The sequence below is a fragment of the Bradyrhizobium sp. SZCCHNR1043 genome (assembly GCF_032489675.1).
In the GTDB taxonomy this organism is placed as follows: domain Bacteria; phylum Pseudomonadota; class Alphaproteobacteria; order Rhizobiales; family Xanthobacteraceae; genus Bradyrhizobium.
Genome location: NZ_JAUEYN010000017.1, coordinates 48,786 through 70,141, shown reverse-complemented (window position 1 = coordinate 70,141; position 21,356 = coordinate 48,786). Strand labels below are relative to the sequence as shown.

General features: G+C 59.4%; 19 protein-coding genes and 2 pseudogenes. 7 read left to right on the top strand and 14 right to left on the bottom strand.

Annotated features, from left to right (window positions below):
• Nucleotides 1-449: 449 nt before the first annotated feature.
• Nucleotides 450-743, top strand: a complete 294-nt coding sequence (locus QX039_RS27890) for a hypothetical protein (RefSeq protein WP_315750780.1) — start codon at nt 450-452, stop codon at nt 741-743.
• On the opposite strand, the gene QX039_RS27885 is transcribed toward QX039_RS27890, so the two are convergent.
• The 7 genes from QX039_RS27885 to QX039_RS27855 form a co-directional block, all read right to left on the bottom strand.
• Nucleotides 727-963: a hypothetical protein gene (locus tag QX039_RS27885; RefSeq protein WP_315773844.1), complete on the bottom strand. Its 237-nt coding sequence runs from the start codon at nt 961-963 to the stop codon at nt 727-729. The two genes, QX039_RS27890 and QX039_RS27885, sit on opposite strands and share 17 nt — an antisense overlap.
• Nucleotides 964-1,020: 57 nt before the next feature.
• A complete protein-coding gene (locus tag QX039_RS27880; protein ID WP_315750775.1) occupies nt 1,021-1,428 on the bottom strand; it encodes a hypothetical protein in 408 nt (135 codons plus the stop codon).
• A 200-nt stretch (nt 1,429-1,628) separates the two neighbouring features.
• Nucleotides 1,629-2,984, bottom strand: a complete 1,356-nt coding sequence (locus tag QX039_RS27875) for a threonine/serine exporter ThrE family protein (protein WP_315750773.1) — start codon at nt 2,982-2,984, stop codon at nt 1,629-1,631.
• Entirely contained in the window at nt 2,947-4,371 is a 1,425-nt protein-coding gene (gene fumC / locus QX039_RS27870; RefSeq protein WP_315750771.1) for a class II fumarate hydratase, read from the bottom strand. The genes QX039_RS27875 and fumC overlap by 38 nt, the downstream gene beginning before the upstream one ends.
• Before the next feature lie 68 nt (nt 4,372-4,439).
• On the bottom strand, nt 4,440-5,096 hold the full coding sequence (locus QX039_RS27865; RefSeq protein WP_315750769.1) for an NAD(P)H-binding protein: 657 nt from the start codon (nt 5,094-5,096) through the stop codon (nt 4,440-4,442).
• 17 nt (nt 5,097-5,113) lie between these two features.
• Nucleotides 5,114-6,547 (bottom strand): NAD-dependent succinate-semialdehyde dehydrogenase, encoded by a 1,434-nt coding sequence (locus tag QX039_RS27860; protein ID WP_315750767.1) that lies wholly within the window; start codon nt 6,545-6,547, stop codon nt 5,114-5,116.
• A 958-nt stretch (nt 6,548-7,505) separates the two neighbouring features.
• Nucleotides 7,506-9,035 (bottom strand): ATP-binding protein, encoded by a 1,530-nt coding sequence (locus tag QX039_RS27855; RefSeq protein ID WP_315773845.1) that lies wholly within the window; start codon nt 9,033-9,035, stop codon nt 7,506-7,508.
• Nucleotides 9,036-9,248: 213 nt separating this feature from the next.
• Between QX039_RS27855 and QX039_RS27850 the strand changes: the two genes are divergently transcribed.
• The 3 genes from QX039_RS27850 (at nt 9,249) to QX039_RS27840 (ending at nt 10,797) form a co-directional block, all read left to right on the top strand.
• Complete coding sequence (locus tag QX039_RS27850) at nt 9,249-9,875, top strand: response regulator transcription factor (RefSeq protein WP_315744975.1); 627 nt, start codon at nt 9,249-9,251, stop codon at nt 9,873-9,875.
• A gap of 40 nt (nt 9,876-9,915) precedes the next feature.
• Nucleotides 9,916-10,269: a response regulator transcription factor gene (locus QX039_RS27845; RefSeq protein WP_315744976.1), complete on the top strand. Its 354-nt coding sequence runs from the start codon at nt 9,916-9,918 to the stop codon at nt 10,267-10,269.
• Between the two features lie 66 nt (nt 10,270-10,335).
• The gene (locus QX039_RS27840) at nt 10,336-10,797 is read left to right on the top strand and encodes an aldo/keto reductase (RefSeq protein WP_315773846.1); all 462 of its coding nucleotides are present in this window, start codon (nt 10,336-10,338) and stop codon (nt 10,795-10,797) included.
• Nucleotides 10,798-11,710: 913 nt separating this feature from the next.
• Here QX039_RS27840 and QX039_RS27835 read toward each other — a convergent pair.
• The gene (locus QX039_RS27835; protein WP_315744980.1) at nt 11,711-12,469 is read right to left on the bottom strand and encodes an alpha/beta hydrolase; all 759 of its coding nucleotides are present in this window, start codon (nt 12,467-12,469) and stop codon (nt 11,711-11,713) included.
• A gap of 69 nt (nt 12,470-12,538) precedes the next feature.
• Nucleotides 12,539-13,342 (bottom strand): FUSC family protein, encoded by an 804-nt coding sequence (locus tag QX039_RS27830; protein WP_315750880.1) that lies wholly within the window; start codon nt 13,340-13,342, stop codon nt 12,539-12,541.
• Between the two features lie 416 nt (nt 13,343-13,758).
• Between QX039_RS27830 and QX039_RS27825 the strand changes: the two genes are divergently transcribed.
• A complete protein-coding gene (locus QX039_RS27825; protein ID WP_315773848.1) occupies nt 13,759-14,256 on the top strand; it encodes a lactoylglutathione lyase in 498 nt (165 codons plus the stop codon).
• A gap of 327 nt (nt 14,257-14,583) precedes the next feature.
• Here QX039_RS27825 and QX039_RS27820 read toward each other — a convergent pair whose 3' ends face one another.
• From QX039_RS27820 to QX039_RS27810, 3 genes are all read right to left on the bottom strand, one after another.
• Nucleotides 14,584-14,748, bottom strand: coding sequence for a hypothetical protein (locus QX039_RS27820; protein ID WP_315744986.1), 165 nt, complete (start codon nt 14,746-14,748; stop codon nt 14,584-14,586).
• Nucleotides 14,749-15,082: 334 nt separating this feature from the next.
• Complete coding sequence (locus QX039_RS27815; RefSeq protein ID WP_315744988.1) at nt 15,083-15,835, bottom strand: alpha/beta hydrolase; 753 nt, start codon at nt 15,833-15,835, stop codon at nt 15,083-15,085.
• A gap of 454 nt (nt 15,836-16,289) precedes the next feature.
• Nucleotides 16,290-17,303, bottom strand: a complete 1,014-nt coding sequence (locus QX039_RS27810; protein ID WP_315773850.1) for an alpha/beta fold hydrolase — start codon at nt 17,301-17,303, stop codon at nt 16,290-16,292.
• Nucleotides 17,304-17,662: 359 nt separating this feature from the next.
• Between QX039_RS27810 and QX039_RS33110 the strand changes: the two are divergent.
• Nucleotides 17,663-17,836, top strand: a pseudogene (locus tag QX039_RS33110) (ferritin-like domain-containing protein); the annotation flags it as partial.
• Nucleotides 17,837-18,377: 541 nt separating this feature from the next.
• Here the strand turns inward: QX039_RS33110 and QX039_RS27805 are convergent.
• Together QX039_RS27805 and QX039_RS27800 are read right to left on the bottom strand one after the other, a co-directional pair.
• Nucleotides 18,378-19,046: a type 1 glutamine amidotransferase domain-containing protein gene (locus tag QX039_RS27805; RefSeq protein WP_315750757.1), complete on the bottom strand. Its 669-nt coding sequence runs from the start codon at nt 19,044-19,046 to the stop codon at nt 18,378-18,380.
• Nucleotides 19,047-19,416: 370 nt separating this feature from the next.
• Nucleotides 19,417-19,874: pseudogene (locus QX039_RS27800) on the bottom strand (transposase); the annotation flags it as partial.
• Nucleotides 19,875-19,939: 65 nt separating this feature from the next.
• Between QX039_RS27800 and QX039_RS27795 the strand changes: the two are divergent.
• A complete protein-coding gene (locus QX039_RS27795) occupies nt 19,940-20,539 on the top strand; it encodes a cytochrome-c peroxidase (RefSeq protein ID WP_315750755.1) in 600 nt (199 codons plus the stop codon).
• Nucleotides 20,540-21,356 lie beyond the last annotated feature (817 nt).

The window sequence follows — 21,356 nt, the reverse complement described above, 5'->3', positions numbered from 1 at the left end:
CGGCAACGACATCGGGTCGAGAGAGCATCGGCACATGCGAGATTCCAGCACCAGCGTCTGGGCGCCCCTTCGCTTTGCGGAATCGCGCTCAACACCGGAAGGAATAGTCTGATCCTGCGCGGCTACGATGTACCAGTTGGTTTAGAGCGCCATGTCGCAGCCGTGATCTTGTCGCCGAAACACTTGACTGCAAGCGGGCCCTGGGCCGCCTACACGATATCGGCTTCATCCGACGGGATGTCCTGCACAAAGTGCTTGCGGACCCCCCTCGAGGGTCAATGCGACGTATCCCTCGCCATATGGCTTGATTTCGGTCGCCGCGGGCGCCGGCGTGTAGTCCTTCCAGTCGGCGAACGACTGACCGCTGTCCGGCGCTCCGGCCGAGATATAAACAAGACCCTTCACCTGAGGATGGTTGCCGGCCTCTGTAATGACAGCGCCCCCCAAGAGTGACCGACGAGGAGAACCGGACCTTCCTGCATCCCAATGACCCGGTGGGTAGCCGTAACATCATCCGCCAGCGAGCCGAGCGGATTTTGAACGGCGATCGCTTTCAAACCACGCTTCGTGAGCAGCGGAATGACTTTTGTCCAACAAGAACCGTCCGCGAAAGCGCCATACACAAGAACGATGGTCTTTATGGCCACGATGACTACTTTCTGTTGAGGCTGTTTCAAGACATGCCGACCAGTGTGGCGGTCGGCAACATCGCTTGCGGCAGCGCTGCTACTCCGCCGCCTTGATGATCAGCTCGGAGACCTCTTTCGGGAATGCCAGCATCGCGACATGGCGCGAGGGCATCTCGATCGCGGTAGCATTAGCGGCTTTCACCTGGTCCTTCTCCATTTGCGGCGGGATGATGGCGTCCTTGGTCGCAACGGCCATGAAGGTCGGCTTCTCCCGCCATGCTGCCTCGCTGATCGTCGCGCCGAGCGCTCTGATGTGGAATGGTCCCTGCGTCACGGCTACGACGGACTGCTCCTTGGGCGGAAGGTCGGCCGCGAAATATTTCCTGATGCCTTACTCGCTGATCGTGAGGTATCCGTCCGGCTCCTTGACGAAGGTTTTCAGGCTCTCGGGATCCGGATATTTCGAAGTCGCGCTCTTCACTGACTCGCCCTTGTCCGGCGCGTAGGCCGCCAGATAGACCAGTGATTTGACCTTGTCGTCGTTTTCCGCCTCGGTGATGACGGCACCGGCCCAAGAATGGCCGACGAGCACGACGAGGACTTCCGCGTTCCGAATCGCCCGTTTGGTCGCAGCGACGTCGTTGTCCAGAGAGTCGAGCGGATTCTGAGCTGCGACTACCTTGAGCCCCGCCTTTTGAGATGGGGGATAACTTTCTCCCAGCTCGACCCGTCGGCGAACGCACCGTGGAGAAGGACTGCGGTCTTGGCCTTGAGCGCGGCAGCCGAGACCGGCTGCCAAATCGCAGTCATTCCGCTCAGGAGAGCCAAGCCCAAAGCAATTTTGTAGGGTTTCATAGCTGCGTTTCCTTTTCTTTGCTGGACATGTCTGCCGCGACAGAACTGATCATGGCGATCTATCGATCTAACCGAGGTCGTGAGGGCAATAGAGGCGCTGGAGCCGAGTAAAACCAGGATATATATGTAAATGCGCCCAACCGGTCAGCGGCGCCCAATGCGCGGTGGCGAGCCCGCGCGCAGCACTCCGCTCGCTCCGGCATGCTTCTCACAGGCGTCGACGATAAGTTTCGGCACGATCAGACCGAAACTCAATGCGAGGGTGATCATCGCGGCGTTGGCGCCGTCGACCAGGATCGCCGCAATAAGATCCTGCGTCACCTGAGCTTGGGTGGTGACCTGCAGCAGCCCCGCTGCCATCCTGAACAGATAGACTCCAGGAATCATCGACACGACGGCGGCGAATCCGATGGCGGCAAATGGCATGTTGTCGCGTCGTGCGACCGGCGTCAGCGTCAGACCGACGACCAAGGCCGCAACCAACGCGCCGGTCGCGGCGCCGGCTCCGAACTGCGTGATCGCGACCCATCGCGACGCGTGGGCGACCATGCCGACCCCGACCGGCCACGGCAGCATGCGGAACGGCGCTGAGAAGAACACGCAGTAGGCTGCGACTGCCACGCCGGCTGCGACGACGTCTCTCCACAACGACGCGATGCGACCAGGCGGTTCGATCGGCAACGAAGCGCCGAAGCAGGCCAGCCCGAGCAACAATCCCGCCGAGATCGCCGCAACGACCAGGATCGCATAAAGCAGGCGCGACGCGCCGAGCGACAACCGCCCGCGAGCCAAGTCGATCATTCCGTTCAGGAAATGCGGACCCGGCACCAGCACCATGCAGGGGCAGACCGCGACCAGGCGCAGCGACGAACTCACCTGATAGCGGATCGCCAATCCACCGATCAGACCGGCCAGCAGCGCCGCGCAAAACGGTTGCAGAAATAGATTTTCGCTCAAACGCGCCAAGCCTCGCCGCAGCAAGGCGCCGAGGCAACCGCCGACGAAGATCAAGCCCGCGGCGGCAACATGTTGGACGCCGAAGATGACGGCTAGCGCCAAGCTGCCGGCCCCGGCGGCGAGCATGAAGAGCCACGTCGGCGAGGGACGCAATCGCGCGATCGCATCTATTGTAGTGGCGGCGGTATGGGGCCCTAGACGTCCCGCCTCCACGTCGCAGATGGCACGGATGACGGAGGCCACCCGGTCCATCTCGACGCTCGTAGGGTTCGCCGAGGCTTGGTACAGGAATGTGCGGGTATCCTCGACTGCGGAGAGAGTTAGCTCGCCCCACCGAGGGATGAGGGTCGCGCTCAAACCGAGCGCACGCGCAAGCCGCGACGCCGCAGCAATGGTCTGTTCCGTAGACTGACCGCTTACGTAGAGCACCTCTGCGAACGCGAGTACCAGCCTCGCCCGCCGCTCGCAGGTCAGCGGCACGTACTCGGTGCTCTCTTCCGTAGGTTCACCCTGCGGCGGATCGTCCCGGAGCCGGCGCGACATAGGGTTTCACCATCTTTGCGGGATCGACGACACGATCAAACTCCGCTTCGTCGACGAAGCCGAGTTTCAGCGTAGCCTCCTTGAGCGTAAGATCGTTGTCCATGGCGAAATGGGCGATCCTGGATGCCTTGTCATAGCCTACGACAGGCGAGAGCGCGGTCACCAACATCAGCGAGCGCTCGACGAACTCCTTGATCCTCTTCAGGTTCGGCTTGGTGCCCTCGACCAGAAACCTGCGGAAATTGGTGCAGCCGTCGGTCATGATCGTGATCGAGTGCGTGATGTTGTGGATCATCAGAGGCTTGTACACGTTCATCTCGAGGTAACCGCCACCGCCGCCGAAGCCTACGGCGACGTCGTTGCCCATTACCTGAACGGCGATCATGGCGAGCGCCTCGCACTGTGTCGGATTGACCTTGCCCGGCATGATCGAAGAGCCGGGTTCATTCTCGGGGATTTTGAGCTCGGCGAAGCCGGCTCGAGGACCGCACGACATCAGGCGGATATCGTTGGCGATCTTGTAAAGCGACACCGCGAGCGTCCGCATCGTTCCGGAGAGCTGCACCAGCGCATCGTGCGCCCCCTGAACGGCGAACTTGTTCGGGGCGGTGACGAAGGGCAGGCCCGTGAACCTAGCGATCTCCGCTGCCGCTGCCTCGGCAAAGCCCGGCGCCGAGTTGATGCCGGTGCCCACCGCGGTCCCGCCGAGGGCGAGACGGTAGACGCCTTTTAGCGCGTCCTCAAGCCGTTCCAGATCGTCCGACAGCATCCCGGCGTAACCTGACCATTCCTGGCCCAACGTCAGCGGCGTCGCGTCCTGCATGTGGGTGCGGCCGATCTTGACGATGTCATCCCATTCCGCTGCCTTGGTTGCAATCGCGTCGCGCAATTGCGCAACCGCCGGAGCGAGCCGCTGCTTCACGTTGACGGCCGCTGCGATGCACATCGCTGAAGGAAAGGAATCGTTCGACGACTGCGCCATGTTGACGTGGTCGTTGGGGTGAACCGGAGCGTGGCTTCCGAGCGGCGTACCGGTGAGCTGACAGCAGCGGTTCGAGACCACCTCGTTGACGTTCATGTTGAACTGCGTACCGCTGCCGGTCATCCAAACGTGTAGCGGAAACATGTCGTGATATCGCCCGGCCAAGATTTCATCGCAACTCTGCACGATCAGTTCATGGGGTCTGTCGTCCAGCCGTCCGCCGGCATGATTGGCGACCGCCGCGGCCCTTTTCAGGGTCGCGTAAGCGGTGATCATTTCGCGCGGGATCAGATCGTGTCCGATGCTGAAATGTTCGAGCGAGCGTTGGGTCTGCGCGCCCCAGAGCTTGTCCGACGCAACCTTGACATGGCCAAGGCTGTCGCTTTCGATACGGTAGTCGGTCATATCATTCTCTTTTTTGATATAAATCGTTGCGACCCTTGATCGCAAGGGACGCAAAGCGCCGATCTCACTCAGCTGGCGGCCTGCACGGCGACGGCGGTTTCGATGGGCGTCGCCCCCGCCGTCAACTCCAGGATCTTGCGCCGCAAGGCCGGCGTATGTATCGCTTGCGCCATGGTTGCCGCTACGTGGTCACGACTGATGTTGGTGTGGAACTCGGCGGGCCCCAGGCCGACAGCGCCGACGCCGGGCTCATTGTTGAGCGAGGACGGCCGTATGATGACCCAGTCCAGCTCGATTCGCGACAATTCCACGTCGGCACGATTCTTGTCCGCGATGTAGTGCTCGAAGCTTTCGGCCCATCCTTCCCGGCGACCGGCTTCGGGAAACACCGAGACCAGGACGAAGCGCTCGACTCCAGCCCGCCTGGCGGCGGCGATCGATTTGGTCACGCCGTCGCCGTCGACCGTATCGATCATGGCCTCGCTGTCGGCATCGCCCGCGCCGGCCGAGAACACGATGACGTCACTCCCGGAAAAATGGTGCGCCAGCTTCGTCTGATCCATTCGGACGAGATCGCCATGCGTGCCGGCAACCCTGATCGAGCGCAGCTGTTCACCTTGGTCGACCCGGCGATACAGGCCGTCGACCTCATCGCCGCGCCGTTTGAGCAGGCTCGCCAGTCTGAATCCGGTCTCTCCGGAAATGCCGACAATGAAGATTCTCACGCGTGTCCCCGTCTGGCCTACAGCTTCTCGACGAACACCGTCTTGATGTTGCAGAACTCCCGAATGCCGAACTCCGACACTTCCCTGCCGTAGCCGCTGTTCTTCACGCCGCCGAACGGCAGCCTGGGGTCGGACCGAACGTTCTGATTGACGAAGGCCGCTCCCGCGTCCAACTCCTCGGCCGCGATGCGCTCGCCCCGGGCCGTGTCGGCGGTTATGATCGCGGATCCCAATCCGAACTCGCTCGCATTCACGATACGAATCGCATCTCGCTCGCCCTTTGCGGATATGACCGCGGCGACTGGGCCGAACAGCTCCTCATCATGGGCCGCCTGGCCCGGCAAAACGTTCGTCAGGATCGTTGCCGGGAACCACGCGCCGGCGCGCTTCGGGACGTCGCCGCCCAACAGCACTTGGGCGCCGTTTTTGACGCTTTGCCGGACCTGGCTTGCGATCTGGTCCCGCGAATGCACGCTTTCCATCGGTCCAAGAAGGGTATTGGGATCGTTGGGATCTCCCATCTCGAAGCGTTTCATCTCCTCGACCAGGGCGCGCTCAAAAGCCTGCTTGACGCTCTCGACCACAACAAAGCGCTTGGCCGCAATACAGCTCTGGCCCCCATTCACCATGCGACCGCGCGCACAGATCCTGGCGGCGGCGACCGGATCGGCATCGTCGAGCACGATATAACCGTCCGAGCCGCCGAGTTCATAGACGCCTTTCTTCATGACGCCGCCCGCGATCGCTGCAACCGACTTCCCTGCAGCAACACTGCCGGTCAACGTTACTGCGGCGATGTGCGGATCTTCGATCAGCGGCCGCAAGTCCTTCGAAGACAGCAGCACGGTCCGGAACAAGTCAGCGGGAAATCCTGCTAGCTTGAATATCTCCTCCAGCGCCAAGGCGCAGCCCGGCACGTTGGAGGCGTGCTTCAAGACACCACCGTTGCCGGCCATCAGATGCGGCGCGGCGAACCGGATAACCTGCCAGAACGGAAAATTCCACGGCATCACCGCAAGGATGACGCCAAGCGGATTGAAAGTCGCGAACGCTTTAGGCGGCGCGCCCGGGCCGGCATAGCCAGCGCTCATATCGAGAGGCTTCGGTTTGAGGAACCCTTCCGCGGACTCGGCGAAATAGGCGCAGCAGGACGCACATTTCTCGAGCTCGGCAAGGCCGTCGGTGACCGGTTTGCCCATCTCCTCCGTCATCAGCTTGGCATAGCGCGTGCGATTGTCGCGAATGACCTCCGCGGCCATTTTCATCAAGGGAGCGCGCTCCTTGAAGCTCGCTCGGCGCCATGCGACTTGTGCGCGATGAGCATCGGTCGCAATCGACAACGCCTGGTCCCCGGTATGCCCCGGATAGGCAGCTCCCTTCTCGCCAGTCGCTGGATTGACCGTTTGGAAGAGATTGGGTGCAGCTACTGCGATCGCTCTCTCTTCCGCCATATGTCGCGCCGCTTTCTGTGGCTCTTCGCGTTCACATTGCCAGCGACTCTTCAGCGAGCAAGTAAAGAGAGGTAAAATCAACTTTCACGGCGTCCGTCGCATCCGGGCGGTGGCGTTGGGCCGGTGCGGGAGGCGCGTCCGGAGACGCCGTTCTTCGGTCTGAGCTCACGCAGCGGCTCCGCCTTCGGCCGGGGCCGCCGCGCCCGGAGGCCAGGGGCGTCCGGCCGTCTCAGTGAAACCCGCCAGGCGATCCGTTACCGGGGATCGAGATCAGGGTCGTGGCGCCGCCCTCTCCGAGCACGCCACCAAGCATTTTGAGCTCACCGGGCACCCCATCATCGAAGGCTACGACCCGCCGGAAGGCTGGGGCTGGTGTTATCGCGACGAGGTATTCATAGACCTCGACGGGCCGACGCCGCAGTTCGGTCCGATACCGCGGTTCGTACCCTGACGATCTGAAACAAATGCCACACGAAGCCAGGCGCAGCGCGCGCCCTCAAACGCGAGTTTGGGCCTGACCGGATACTTCCACCTGACCGACTCTCGGTTCCAAGGCCCCTATTGTCGGAGGAAATGGGCCTAGCAATGGAATGCCGGCCAGTCGCGAAGAATCAGGCGAGGACGCTGTCACCCTTCTCCCCGCGGAGCCTAGAGTAGTGGCGCTGCGCGCCTCGCCCAGCGCGATGGTCTCCTCGACCCGGGCGTCCGCCTCCGCAGGCAGTGCTACCCAATCGGCCCGCAGCGTCTCGGACGTTCCTCGGGTCTGACTCAGCTTGAACATCGGGCCGCGGCGCGGATCCGGGACGCAAAACCCACCCAGCGGGGCCAGGCAGCCGGCTTCGAGCTCAGATCGTGACCTGTCTCCAACCTCCACGATGCTAAGTCGCCGCAGCCCAACGAAAGTCGCGAAGCCGCACCGCACATGCAGGTCTGCCGCGTTTGACCAGCGGCCTGAACGTTACAGCGAATGTGCGACGTTCGCCGCGTAGGCTCTCGTCGTCTCAAGCAGGCGGAACATTGGCGCATCACCTGCCCTTTCCACCGCGAGAAACGATTTGTCCAGAAGGCTGTAAAATACCTCCGCGGGGAGCTGGCCTGCGCTCCCGCCACAGCTTGCAATGGCACGTTCGGCCGTAAAAGAGCCGCGAAGAGCCGTGAGGTGCACCAGCATCCGCTGCTCTTGGTCCGACAACAGGCCATAACTCCAATCGAAGGCTGCGGCGAGGGTACGATGCCTGGGCAGAGCGGTCCGGCGCCCCTTTGTCAGAATGGAGAAGCGATTGTCGAGGCGGGAAGCAATTTCGCGGAGTCCTAGTTCCGCAACCCGGGCCGCGGCGAGCTCGAGCGCGAGAGGTATGCCGTCCAGCCTCCGACAAATTTCAGCTATTTTCGGTAGATCCCTCCGGCACGGTTGAAATCTTGTCGTCGACCTAACACGCTCGATGAACAAGGACACCGCCGAGTAGTTGTTCAGGTGTCTCTCGTCGATCTCCTGTCCCTCCCCCGGAAACATCAACGAGGGCAGGCTGTGGATCCATTCTCCCGCGGCACGCAGCGTCTCTCGGCTGGTTACAAGCAACCTCAGGCCAGGGCATCGACCCAGCAGTGTCTCAGCCAGCACGGCGATGTCCTCCACGATATGCTCGCAAGTGTCGAGCACCAAAAGGGCATCATCGGATCCAACGCGTGCGCAGAGCCCGTCCATGAAATCTCGTTCCGTCATTAGATGCAACGCTTCAGCGATGACCCGAATTGCTGCTGAGCCGTCGTTGACGTTCGACAAATCGATAAACCGGACCAAGCCCCGAAAATTCTCCGCGTACCGCTTGACCGTCGCGATCGCAACTGTCGTCTTGCCGATCCCGCCAGGACCGGTGATTGTGACCAGGCGGCTTTCCTCCAATGCATCTTCGATGATCCTGATCGCATCATCCCGCCCCACGATTTTGCCGACCAGGATGGGCAGCGTTGGACTTGGTTGGGCCCTTGAGCCGGTCGATCCTTCCCCACCCGGATGATGGCGCACGGGCAGGACGAAGCAATAACCCCGGTTCGGTACCGTATTGATGGCGCAGTTCGCCTCCTCCCATTGGGACAGGATCTTTCTGAGGATGTTAATCTGCACGCGCACATTTGCTTCCTCGACCGTCACATTGGGCCAGACTAGGCGCATCAGGTCAGCGAAGCCCACCACGTTGCCGGCTCGGGCTACCAGCAAACAAAGCAAGTCGAGCGCCCGCCCTCCAATTGCGATGCGGTCTGCCCCACGCACGAGAGCCCGCCGTTTCGGAAGCAGTCGAAAGCCCGCGAATTCGTAGCACTCCTCCGCGATCAGTTCGGGATCAAAAATGGGAGCTCCATCAGCAGAAAGCGGATCGAAACCGATGAACTGCCTAGCTGCCGTCGCCGGCCCAAGATTAAGTCCCTCCTGTTTGATGTGAACGACCCCGGCTTGGTCCGAGGCAAGCACCCTGAGAGGCGTGTTCATCGAAGTTTCTCCTTGCTTCTTCGAGCAGAGCGTCAGAACACTAGGCGTACGCCTGCAGTGTGATGGCCAGTCTGTCGAAGGCCAACATCGCAAGGGTCTCTCCGACCCACACCTTGGTATATGCCTCTTGCTGTCGTTCCAGCACCTTAGTTTAATGCGAGCCGGCGCAACTTATGATATCGAGTGTAACCCGTTGATGTGTGGCCCGCGCAAATGGCTCAAGCGAACGAAACACCTACCGTACACGTCATCGATGACGATGACTCGGTGCGCCTGATGCTCGATAGCTTGCTGCGGTCGGTTTGGTTCAATGTCCGTAGCTACGGCACCACGCAGGAGTTCCTGAAGGAGAGCCCACCGGAAGGACCCGGCTGCATCGTTCTGGACATTCGCCTTCCAGGAATCAACGGCCTGGATTTCCAAGAGCAGCTCCAAGAAATCGGGGTGAGATTGCCCGTGGTGTTGATGACCGGACACGGCGATATCCCGATGAGCGTCAGAGGAATGAAGGCCGGTGCCGTCGACTTCCTGCCGAAGCCATTCCGAGACCAAGACATGATCGATGCGGTCACGATGGCGATCAATCGCGATCTTGTGCGGCGCTCGACCGAAGACTTTGCGATGGCCGCCGCCGAACGGTTCGCGGCGCTCTCCTTGCGCGAGCGCGAAGTGATGATGCTGGTGACGTCCGGCAAGCTGAACAAGCAGGTCGCCGGCGACCTCGGCCTCAGCGAGATCACGGTCAAGATGCATCGCGGTGCAGTGATGCGCAAAATGCAAGCCCATTCCCTTGCGGAACTAGTTCGCATGGCAGATGCCCTCAAGGATAAGACGCGCTGAGGTCGACTAGGACCATCCAACTTCGCAGGCGGCGACAGAAATGATCTCCATTGTTGATGATGACCTCGCCGTACGGGAGATGCTGGTCTCTCTAACCCGATCCCTTGGATACGACGCTTTCGCCTTCGCATCTGCCGAAGATTTTCTCGCATCAGTTGATTTCGAACGCTTCACTTGCGCGATCACTGATATTCATATGCCTGGAATGAGCGGCTTCGAGTTGCAGGAATGCCTTCAAAAGCTCGAACGCTCTCTTCCTCTCATCATGATAACGGCACGCACCGAACCAGACCTCGAGAAGAAAGCGCTTTCCGGAGGCGCGATCGGCTTTCTCCGAAAACCCATCGACGTCGAAAAGTTGCTCGGCTTCATCGAACGCGCGCTGAGTGCCTGAATCCTCTGCATACTACTGCTCGGACGTCCTCGCAGCGATTACGTTCTCAGCTCAAAGGTTGGCCGGTTGATACTCGACGAGGTCGAAGATCCGAGTGGCCGTGACCATGGCGAGAAGGGCAAGATCTTCAAACATGGTCGGCCCAACAAGATCGTCCCCGACTATTCGGCCGATGGCACCATGAAATCGATCGAGGACAGCCTCAAACGCATGAAGATCGACCATATCGACTTCGTGTGGGTGCACGACATCGCCCAGGACTTCTATGGTGATCGCTGGCTCGCATTATTTGAAACCGCTCGAACGGCGGCTTTCCGCGCTTTGTCGAAACTGCGCGACGAGGGTGTGATTAAGAGCTGGGGCCTCGGCGTCAATAAGGTCGAGCCTGTGAAACTTCTGCTTGCTCTTAGCGAAGCGGATCCGGACGCCACCTTGCTCGCAGACCGGTATACGCTGCTCGATCACGAGATTGCCCTCCATCGGGGGCCCCTACAGCTCCGGCGTACTCACAGGCCGGCGTCAATCTGAATACGGGGCTGTGCCACCAGCAATTGCCGTCAAGGTCGAGCAGATCTCCGCACTCTGCGCAGAATATGACATACCGATCAAGGCAGCGGCGCTGCACTTCTCGCTGGCGCACCCGGCTTCAGCCGCCGGCATTCCCGGGGCCAGCAAACCGGGACGCATCCTCGAAGATCATGCAGCCCTCAGGACCCAAAATTTCCGCCGAATTTTGGCTTGAGCTGGGAAAGCGAGAGCTTGTGGCCGCCGACTCGCCGCTGCCGATCGACAAAAAGTGCGTATTATGCCGGCGTCTCACACCGGATAAATTCACGCCCCACGAGATTCTACGCACCGTTACGCCGATTAAGTTGAGCTCCGTCTGGTGTGGTTCTACCCTCGCTACAAGTTCGGAATGCCTGACGACTTTGGCTTTCAAAAGGTCTGGCCGATAAGCCCACGTCTTTCCAATGCTAAATGCCATACGGATAGCGGCGCGCCATGCGTAGGTCGGGGCGCAAGCCGCCGGAGCTCCTCCCTCGGACCGCCCCGATCGTCACTTTTCTTCACATTCCGCCGCGGCTCGCCGCATGAATGTCAGGAGACGAAAATAATTCCAGCCCGCATACCAACATCCGATTCCGCATCGACGGCGCCGCCCTAGCCTTGACCGACCCGGAGAACCAGACCTTTTTGTATCCCAATCACCCGGTGGGCAGCCGTAACATCGTCCACCAGCTAGCGGAACAGTTTTGAACGGCGATTGCTTTCAATCTACGTTTCGTGAGCTGCGGAATGACCTTTGCCCAGAAAGAACAGTCGGCAAAAGCTCCATGCATAAGAACGATCGTCTTTATGGCCATAATGACTCCTTCCTGTTGACCGTTGTTTCAGGACATGCCGACCAATGTGGCGGTCGGCAATATCGCCTGCGGCAGCGCTACTCCGCCGCCTTGATGATCAGCTCGGAGACTTCTTTCGGGAAGGCCAGCATCGCGACGTGGCTCGAGGGCACCTCGACTGCCGTGGCCTTGGCCGCCTTCACCTGGTCGCGCTCCATTTGCGGCGGAATGATCGCATCCCTCGTTGCGACGACCATGAAGGTCGGCTTCTCCCGCCAGGCAGCCTGGCTCATCGGAGCGGTGAGTGTCCTGATGTGGAAGGGTCCCTGCGTCGCCGCTACGACAGCCTGTTCCTTGGGCGGAAGGTCGGCCGCGAAATACTTCCTGATGCCTTCATCGCTGATCTTGAGATAACCGTCCGGATCCTTGACGAAGGCCTTGAGGCTCTCGGGATCCGGATATTTCGAGGTGGCGCTTTTCACCGATTCACCCTTATCGGGCGCGTATGCCGCCACATACACGAGCGATTTGACCTTTTCGTCATTTCCCGCTTCAGTTATGACGGCACCACCCCAGGAATGGGCGACGAGGACGACAGGACCTTCGGCATTCCGGATGGCCCGCTTGGTCGCGGCGACGTCGTTGTCTAGCGAGTCCAGCGGGTTCTGGACTGCAATGACCTTAAGCCCGGCCTTCTCGAGATAAGGAATGACTTTCTCCCAGCTCGACCCGTCCGCGAACGCACCATGCACAAGGACGGCGGTCTTGGCTTTTGGTTCGGCAGCCAAGACTTGTTGGCTGATCGCGACCATAGCTGTTAGGAGGCTCAGGCTCAAAACGCCTTTATACGACTTCATTGCTGCATTCCTTCATTTGGTGGGAGGTCTTGGTTTTGTCGATACGAGATCATCGATAACTTTGCTCGGTCACGTAGCTATAAACTTGCGGCCGCGCACCGCTGTGCACACGTCATAGCGAGAGTGGATGCGGTATACGAGATCGATCGTCGGGAGCATCGCTTGCAGTTCGTCTTGCGTTGAAACGTTCGCTCTGACGGTCATATCTTCCAGTCCGGCCGCGGTTATGCGACCAGTAGAAGCGTCTGGTCGCGATAAAGCGAGTTTAAAGATGTAAAAGCGCTGGGCGTGGATAAATCGTGCCGACCGCACTAAGCGCTGATCGCGTGGGTGGCTTGCTTCGGGATAACCGTCACAGGTGTCGACGATGAGTATCGGCACTTCCTTTTCCGGTAGGAGCGTGCGCACCACGCGCTTCTTGCGATCGGCAGGGCGCCCATCCGGTCGGCGTCTGTCATGCGCCGGCCTGCCTCTCTTTCGAATGGGACGCGTCGTCGGAAGCCGGGACGATGTCAGCTTGGGCCACGGCCCTTTCGCCAGCGTGCCGACCCTGATCCCAACCACGGTGTCGAGCAGACGGAGCGATGGCTGCGCCAGCGCATGCTTCGGATCGATGGCAGCGACGACCAGCACAACCGTCGTCGTGATCCCGATCGTCACCATATCCTCGTGCCGTCCCAGCACCATCATCACAATGGCGCCTAGGCCGATCACGAGGCCTATGCCCGCCGCATTGACAGGAGACAGGGCAATGTAGATGAAGCATAGAACGAAGCTCACGAAAGTCGCGGCCAACCGCGAAATTCCGGATGAAAGGCTCCCCTGGCGCGTCTCGCGGAGGACGAACAGTGTTGCGACAGCGGCCCACTCCACCAAGGAGGGTATCGCTCCGATCGATAAAGCCGCCGAGCAATTCAGTCGTCAGTAGGTAGGCGCCAGCGCAGGCTGCCGCCATAACGGACGCGTGAATCAAGTCCCGAGCCGTGAGTTGGTTCATGACAACCCAGATCCGATGTTCACACAGCGCCGCCTCCCTCAATCGCCAAGAAGTCCGTCATGGCACTCTTTGGCGTGGAAACAGGTGGCGGCAAATCGATCAAGTTCACGCCTCGGCGGCGTGACGTTCAGCTGCGCTGTTGTTCGGCTCTTCATTGTAGGTGCTCTATGCGGGGCTCGATCAGGCCAATCGGCTCGATTGGCTCGGGTCCGCATCGTGGTCAAGCTGTTTGCTAGGGGCGCCGCCCTGTTCATCGCTTTCCTTGCTAAGGAACGGACCTACGGTCCAGAATATGGACCGGGCCTTCGAGGCTTATACCCAGGTTCTCGGCGGCAACGAGGTCATGCGGGATGGCGATCTTCACGGCCTCCCGATCCATAACACGCTTATTACCGACCAGGACATCGTAGTGCGAGAGCTCAAGGTCGATCCACGTTCGATCGGCCTGCCCGACTTAACGGGCGGCACGCAGCGGCTGGACCTCCGCTTCGTTCAGTTCGACATTTTTGTGATCGAGCTCTTTCAGCATCGCAAAGCGGACCAGCCGATGGGACGCGGAAACAGCTGGGCGGAGCCACGCGACCATATGAGCCCCGCTTACCCACGACCCATGCATATCTGCTACTACATCCACGATGATGTGAATTTTTCAACTTTCATCAACGATCTCGAGGCCCTATGGGCCCGCGGCGGCATGACTCTGGTCAAAGCGAACCGCGTTGTTTCGGTGCAAACGGAAGATCAGCGCAAGGCCGCGCCCCCGAGCGCCGATGCCAACAAGATTGCTTGAGGCAAATCGAATGGCTGGTCGCCGATCTACTGCAAAGGGCCGGAAGGCGAGCAGCTTGAGTTCGTCCAGGCGCTCGCCCCCGTGAAGCAGACTTTCCAACAAGCTCTCGAACAGCTTCGGCGCCCCCGAAGCGCTGGCTGAGTGCCCGATTTCTTGGCGGGGATGTGGAGGGCTGACAATGCTGCATCCGATCAAGGTGCGTTCTTTTGGCTTGTTGTTGGCCGTCGGGATGACTTGCGCGCGAGCGAGTGGGCAAGACGGTCCCCGAGCTGAATATTCCAGCGTACCCGACAATGCCTTCTCGACCGACCATCTTGCTTCTCCTGGTCAGCTCACCGCGGGCGTCGCCCACCAAATCAAAATACGCTCAATTTCGTCAACAACTTTACGGCGTTGGCCGTTGAACTGACGGACGATTTTAATGATCTCTTGAAGCCGATCATCGTCGCAGAAGATAATCCGTTCGAAGGCCGACGAATTGATTGTTCTCAAGGACAATCTCGGGAACTGTCTAGCATGGTGGGCGAGCCGACTTCACCGTCAAAAGTACGCTGCTGCACCCGCGCGACCGCACAGGCGAGCGCCGCTCCGCTGACATCAATGCGCTGGTCGAGGAGAGCCTCAGCCTCGCCTATCACGGGGCGCGTCTCAGCGCATATTGCCTGGCTCCGCCCTGCATTGGGCAGCCATCTCGTCGAGCAACAACCAGAGTCCTTGCACCTTTTTGGGACGCGCGGTCAGGACTGCGGCGATCCTTTACGGCTATAATCATCGCGTGACCTCCACGAACCAGTGTACCCCGTTTCGAGTGAGTTGATCGCGTCGATCATCGATCGGCAGACTCGATGAACGCGGCGACCTCGCGCGGATGAGACAACATGACCGCGTGGCTGCTCTTGATCTCTTCCGTGCGCGCACCGCTTCGCTGGGCCATCTTCCTTTGTGAACTCGGCGTTATCATGCGGTCCTGAGACGGGATCAGGAAGGAGCTCGGCTTTGCCTTCCAGCCAACTTTCGTGATCTTGGCTTCGACGGCCTTCAGTCCCCATGGCACCTGCGCGACCGCCATGAATTTGGTGAGTGCCTCAGGGGAATCAGCGGCGAAGGAAGCCGGGAACTTCACGGGATCAACCAGCAGGTACCCGTCCTGCGGCGGCAGCAGGGGCGCCTTCGCCTCACCGGGCTCTGCTGGCCATTCATTCAGCGATGCGGCAGATTCGCCAGCATCCGGCGCAAACGCCGCGACGTAAGCCAGGCTCTTGACCTTCGGATTGGTGCCGGCCTGGGTGATCACCATGCCGCCATACGAGTGGCCAACCAGCGTGACAGGGTATTTGGCTGCTGCGATCACGGCTTCCGTGGCGGCGACATCACCCTCGAGCGTGATAGTCGGATTCTGGACCACCAGTACCTCGTATCCGACGTTGCTGAGGAGATCGTATACCGCTTGCCAGCCTGAGCCATCGACGAACGCGCCATGCACGAGTACGACGGATGTCGTTTTCTGTTGCTGGGCTACCGAGGAGGTCGATGTTAATGCGAGAGCGGAGAAGGCCAACAAAGATGCCCGATCGTTCATGGGATTCCTCTCGTGTTGTGAGGACGGCGTTTGGAATGTTGGATTGGATCGACGATCTGGCCGTCATAACGGAACGACGGTGCCATTGCGCACAGAGTTGATCAATTTTGCGAAAAGATAATCAGACCAGGATTCCCGCCGTTGATGAGCCTTCGCGCGCTGATACGCGTTCGTGGTATTAACGAAATACATGGCCGAGTCGGGCGCATCGTCGCTGGTGGGCTGGCGCCCAGTTGGAGTTGCAAACACGACCCTGAACACCCCTCAATGTCCACCGTGGCTGGTGGCACGACCAGTTCATTAAAGTAATGGCCGGTTGGACCGGTCCGACTCGTGCCTATGCGCACGTCGATCCGGGTCGCTGTCGACACCAGGATCTGTATTTTTCCCTTGGACATAACTCATTCTTCCTTGAGCTAAGTAGGCCATGGTCTGGTTCGTGCGAAAGCATGCGTCAGCGTCGTTCATTCATTCGGTCGAGAAAATCGTTGATCAGCGGCGCCATCACGTCGAGTTGGTCCTCGAGCGCGAAGTGACCGGTGTCGAGGAGGTGCAACTCGGCGTCGGGCAAGTCGCGCAGATAGGCGTGTGCGCCGACTTCAGCGAAGACCTTGTCGTTCTTCCCCCAGACAATTAGAGCGGGCGGCTTCCATTCGCGGAAAAAGGCCTGGAACGCAGCGTAAAGCGGGACGTTGGTCCGGTGGTCGTAGAACAGATCGAGCTGAATGTCTTTGTTGCCCGGACGATCCAGTAGCGCTTGGTCGTGGAGCCAGTTATCAGGACTGATGCGCGTCGGATCGCGGACACCATCGGTGTACAGGAATTTCGTCGCGGAGAGAGAGACGAGGGACGAAATCGCATTCCTCCGCTCCTCCGTCCCTTCCTTCCAATACGCCTTGATGGGGTCCCAGGCCTCCCGCAGTCCCTCTTCGTAGGCGTTGCCGTTCTGGATGATGAGGGCAGTCACACGCGCTGGATGCTTGATGGCGAGGCGATAGCCGACCGGTGCGCCATAATCCATGACGTACATGGCGTAGCGCTTCGCTCCGAGTTGGTTTAGCAACGCGTCGATCATCTCGGCATAGTTGGCAAACGAATAGGAAAATCGGCTGCGATCCGGCGAATCGCTTTGCCCGAAGCCCGGGTAATCCGGCGCGATGACACGGTATCGGTGGGCCAGATTCGGGATCAGGTTGCGGAACATGTGTGAGGATGTCGGAAAGCCGTGCAGAAGGAGCACGACGGGTCCATCTACTGGCCCGGCTTCGCGATAGAACACGTTCACGCCGCTGATCACGGCCGTGCGGTAATGAACCGTTGAAGCGTCCACGCTGCCGAAGGGCGTCGGCGAAATGCAGCGACGAACGGGCGTTTCGGCCGGTCCAAATGCCGATGTCGTGGACTGCCCAAACGCTGGATGCGCGCTTGCAATGGTCAATGCGATGACGGTCGCGCAAGAAAGTCGCATGGCGGCTCCTCCAGTAGGTACACGTCGGGTCTGTTGGCAATAATCGGGTGTAATCGACCTGAGATCCAGTAAAGGAATGTAAAGGGTGCTGAGCCATCATCGAGCACGCAGCAAGATCCTTTGGAGAGGGACGGTTTAGACAGTCGGCGGATCGATCCCGGACAGCGTACGAGGAGTTATCGTTCTCGAAAAGCCAACCCATCGGTTTGCGAACGACTTGATGTCGACAATTGCCTCCATCGAGATCGCGGCGCGAAGGATAACGAGCGAAGAGGTGCGCGTTACACTCGCTAGCGTGGCACAGCACGTTTCAACACGATCCTGACGGACATCTTTGCCGCCATTGCAAGACCAGGAACTATCATTGGTATATGACCGGGCCGCGCTTTCGCGGCTATCACCTATTGCTGGACGATCAGGCGTCGGAAATCTTCACGGTTACGGACGACATCGCCGAGCGGCTTTGCAAGACGGGCAACACCACCCTGCGGTCGCGGAATAGTCGCTCCTCGACAGACGATCAAGGATTATGATGCCGATTTCGTATCTCTCCTCAACATATTCGTCGAGCTCCGCGATGAGAGTTTTGCGCCAGTCCGCGCGCTCTGGGAGGGCGAAAGTGATCGCTGATGAAGCCAACGGCACCTCCGGACTGCTCGGCCCGGCACAGCAGCGGGCTTATTTTATTTTTTGAAGCCACAAGGTCGACATGATGCTCGCAGCAGTTCAGTCGCGGTGCTCTCTCAAGATGATATTCGTGGATCGGACGCGGAACACGTAACCAAGATGACGATTACCCAGTCATCTTCCGTCTACCGCCTCCGCCGTTATCGACATACGCTCGGCAAATACCGAAACCTTGGCCAAATAGGCTTGATAATGCTGCGAGGCTCGATAAGCTTCGCTCGCTGTGCCGTCTCGGTAAAACTCTCAAGGCCGTACGACTGCTATTTTAGCGTACGCAAATCGCTCTTGCCCGGACAAGCGAATAAGATAGCAGTAATTTTGACGGTATGTCCTCGCTGGCCCGTGGGAAAGTGACTTTTGCCCAGCGTTGCTCGGCCGCCTAATCAATTATTTTCTAAGTGCAGCCAGAAGCTCCTCAGCAAGTAGCCCGGCCGACGCCGGATTCTGGCCAGTGATCAGACGTCCATCGACGACGACGTGAGGTTCCCAGTTTGCTACAGACGTATATTCGGCGCCCTCTGCACGCAGTGCATCTTCCAATTCGTAGGGAACGTCTTTGCGCGCGTAGTCGTACTCTTCCTTCTTCGAGAAAGAGGTGAGCTTTTTGCCTTTCACGAACGGCTTGCCATCGCCGAGGTCGACCCCGAGAAGCGCGCACGGACCGTGACAAACGGCAGTCACAAACTTTCCCGTACTCCAGGCGCGCACAACTGTATTTTGAACGACAGGGTTACGCTGGATATCGACCATTGGTCCAAGACCGCCTGGCACGAAGATGGCATCAAAATCTGCAGCATCCACGTCCGCAAGTTTGCGACTGCGGTTCAAGCGGCGAAAAGCCTTGCTTTCAAAGAAGACCTTCTCCGCGCGATCTTTCTCGTCGTAGGCATCATATGGTGTCCATCCGCCTCTCAAGGAAGCGAACTCGATGGCGATACCTGCCTTGTCAAGAACATCGAACGGATGCGCGACCTCGGCGAAAAAGAAGCCTGTTTTACGATTGTGCGGACCGATCACCGCTGCGTTGGTTACAACAAACAGAACATGGATAGTCATGACTTCCCTCTTCAGTGTGTGGACGCACCAAACCAACCTTGTCCCTCGCTAACAATTCGCTATACCCAGCAGCGCGTGGCAGGTCGCCGAGCAAAGGAGGCTCTCGTTCATAGGCCGATACGAAAGACCTTTGCGTAGAGTGCAAGTGATGTCAGTCCGCTTCTGTAGGCGCTTTATCGATGAAGGCCGCAACTTCTCGCACGCACGCACTTTAGGCTGCCGGGTGGCGCAGACGAGTTAATTCAGGTAAAGATTTGCGGTCTTTGGAAGTACCGTAAGCCCTAGTGACGGCCGCCTTGCGTCGGCGGTGAGGCTTCGCGAAGCGATAGGACCAGTACCTCGACACAGAGGTTTTGACTCTTTCGTTTTTCGCCGGTTTTGCCGGTTTTTTGGGATAGGCACGGCCTAATTTGGTGCGCGCCTGTTCGGTGGTGAACATCCAATTGATTTGGGCGCGCTGGGTGTTTCGACGTCTCTCCCACGCCGGGGTCTCTTGGACGAGCTTGGCGTAGCTGTCGATGCGACGATCGAGACATTGCTGCTCGAGAGCGCCGATCTCGACCATGTTGAGCCAGCTGGCATGCTTCGGGGTGTGATGGAATTCCAGGCGTCGCAGCAAGCGACGCGCCTGGTCGGCCGGGAACGCCTGATAGAGCGCGCCGGCCGTATGGGTTGACAGATTGTCGAGCACGACGCGAATGCGACCGGCCCTGGGATAGTGCACGTCGACGAGTTCGCGTATGCACTGGCGAAGTCGGTGGCGGCGCGGCGCTCGGTGACCTTGACTTTGCGCCAGGGTCGGTTCACTTCCATGAACACGAACAGGTTGTAGTGATGAAGCGGGGGCAGAAGCCGTTCTTTGACAGCCGGCTCTTGGGCGGCGGGATCGTGCCTTGCGCCACAGTCACGATCCGGCACGCGCTTTCATTGATGGGCGTTCGAAGTCTGTTGGTATTTACGGCCGCGTCGGTCAACGCAACGCCCCGACGGCGCTCAACGCGCTCTATTACACGACCCAGCTCCGGGAAGGCCGTGTTCATACGCTGGAGCAGCAGGCTGCCCTCTCGATCACCAACCCGTTCGAACAGGGCTCATCCAGCGTCGCCGATGCTGCATCCAGGATCGCCGGCGACAAGGACTACCAAGCGCAATTCATGGACGGCTCTGGCCGCGAGGTAAACGAGAAGGAAATGCTGCGCGCGATAGCGAGCTACGGACGCGCGCTGATTTCCTTCGATTCACCGTTCGATAATTTCGTCGCTGGAGATGCGAACGCCATCAGTGACGCGGCCGAGCGCGGCTGGGATCTGATCAATACCAAGGCGCGCTGCAATCTCTGCTATGCACCGACGGAGAATGAGCGGGACGTCACGTTTCTCTCCGACAATAAGTTCCATCACATCGGGATTGGATTCTCCAGCATCACGTTGGCCCTCTGGCACAGCAGGCGAAGCGTGAACTGGTGCAGGGCCAGCAGTTGGATCTCGACATAGCGGCGATCGAGGGCGAGATGTCGATCTTGGGGCGTTTTCTCGTCACGAATAGGCAGAGAGAAATTGCCGTCTTTAAGACGCCCAACCTGCGGAACGTCCTTTTCACAGGCCTTACTTTCACGACGGGTCGATGCAAACATTGTGGGACGCCATGCATCACCATAACCATGGAGATGGCGTCACAAACCCATGGCTCAACCGGGATATCCAGCCTCTGGCGAGCTGATAAAGATCGAAAAGGTGGATGGAACCGTGATCGTCACCAGTGATCTTGTCGGCGACTTTCCCGGAAGCCCCATTGACTTGCGATATTTCCTTCGGCTACAGGCAGAAGGATCGCGGTCCTGGAAATGGCCTTGTGAAGTCCAGCCCCGACCGCCAGGCCAAACGTATTTTGCTCGGCAGATTGGCAGAATAATATCTCACGCGAAGACGAACTCGCCCTGGTGCTCCGCGCGAGCCGCGCATTTTAACAAGCGGAGATCAGCGTTTGGCGCAAGTCATGACTGCACATCGGGTTAGGATGCAAGCTCGTTGATGGACAACGTCACTAGATCGGCCCAGGGCGGAGTCAATGAAGCGGAATGTCGCTCCTGCGAGGTTACTTATCTCAAATATGATCTACTCGATGTGAGTTTGCGTTAACTTCTCAGACGAGATAACGTACAGTACGTCTGCAAGTTTACAAATTTTAACAAGCGCTAAGTACCGAAAGCGAGCTTTCCGGTGCTCTATTGCAACCTCCGCAGTCAGAAGGTGCGGTTCCGTCGATGGCGCAGGACGCAGCTCTCACGGCCGGCGGCTCGGCGCCAGACGT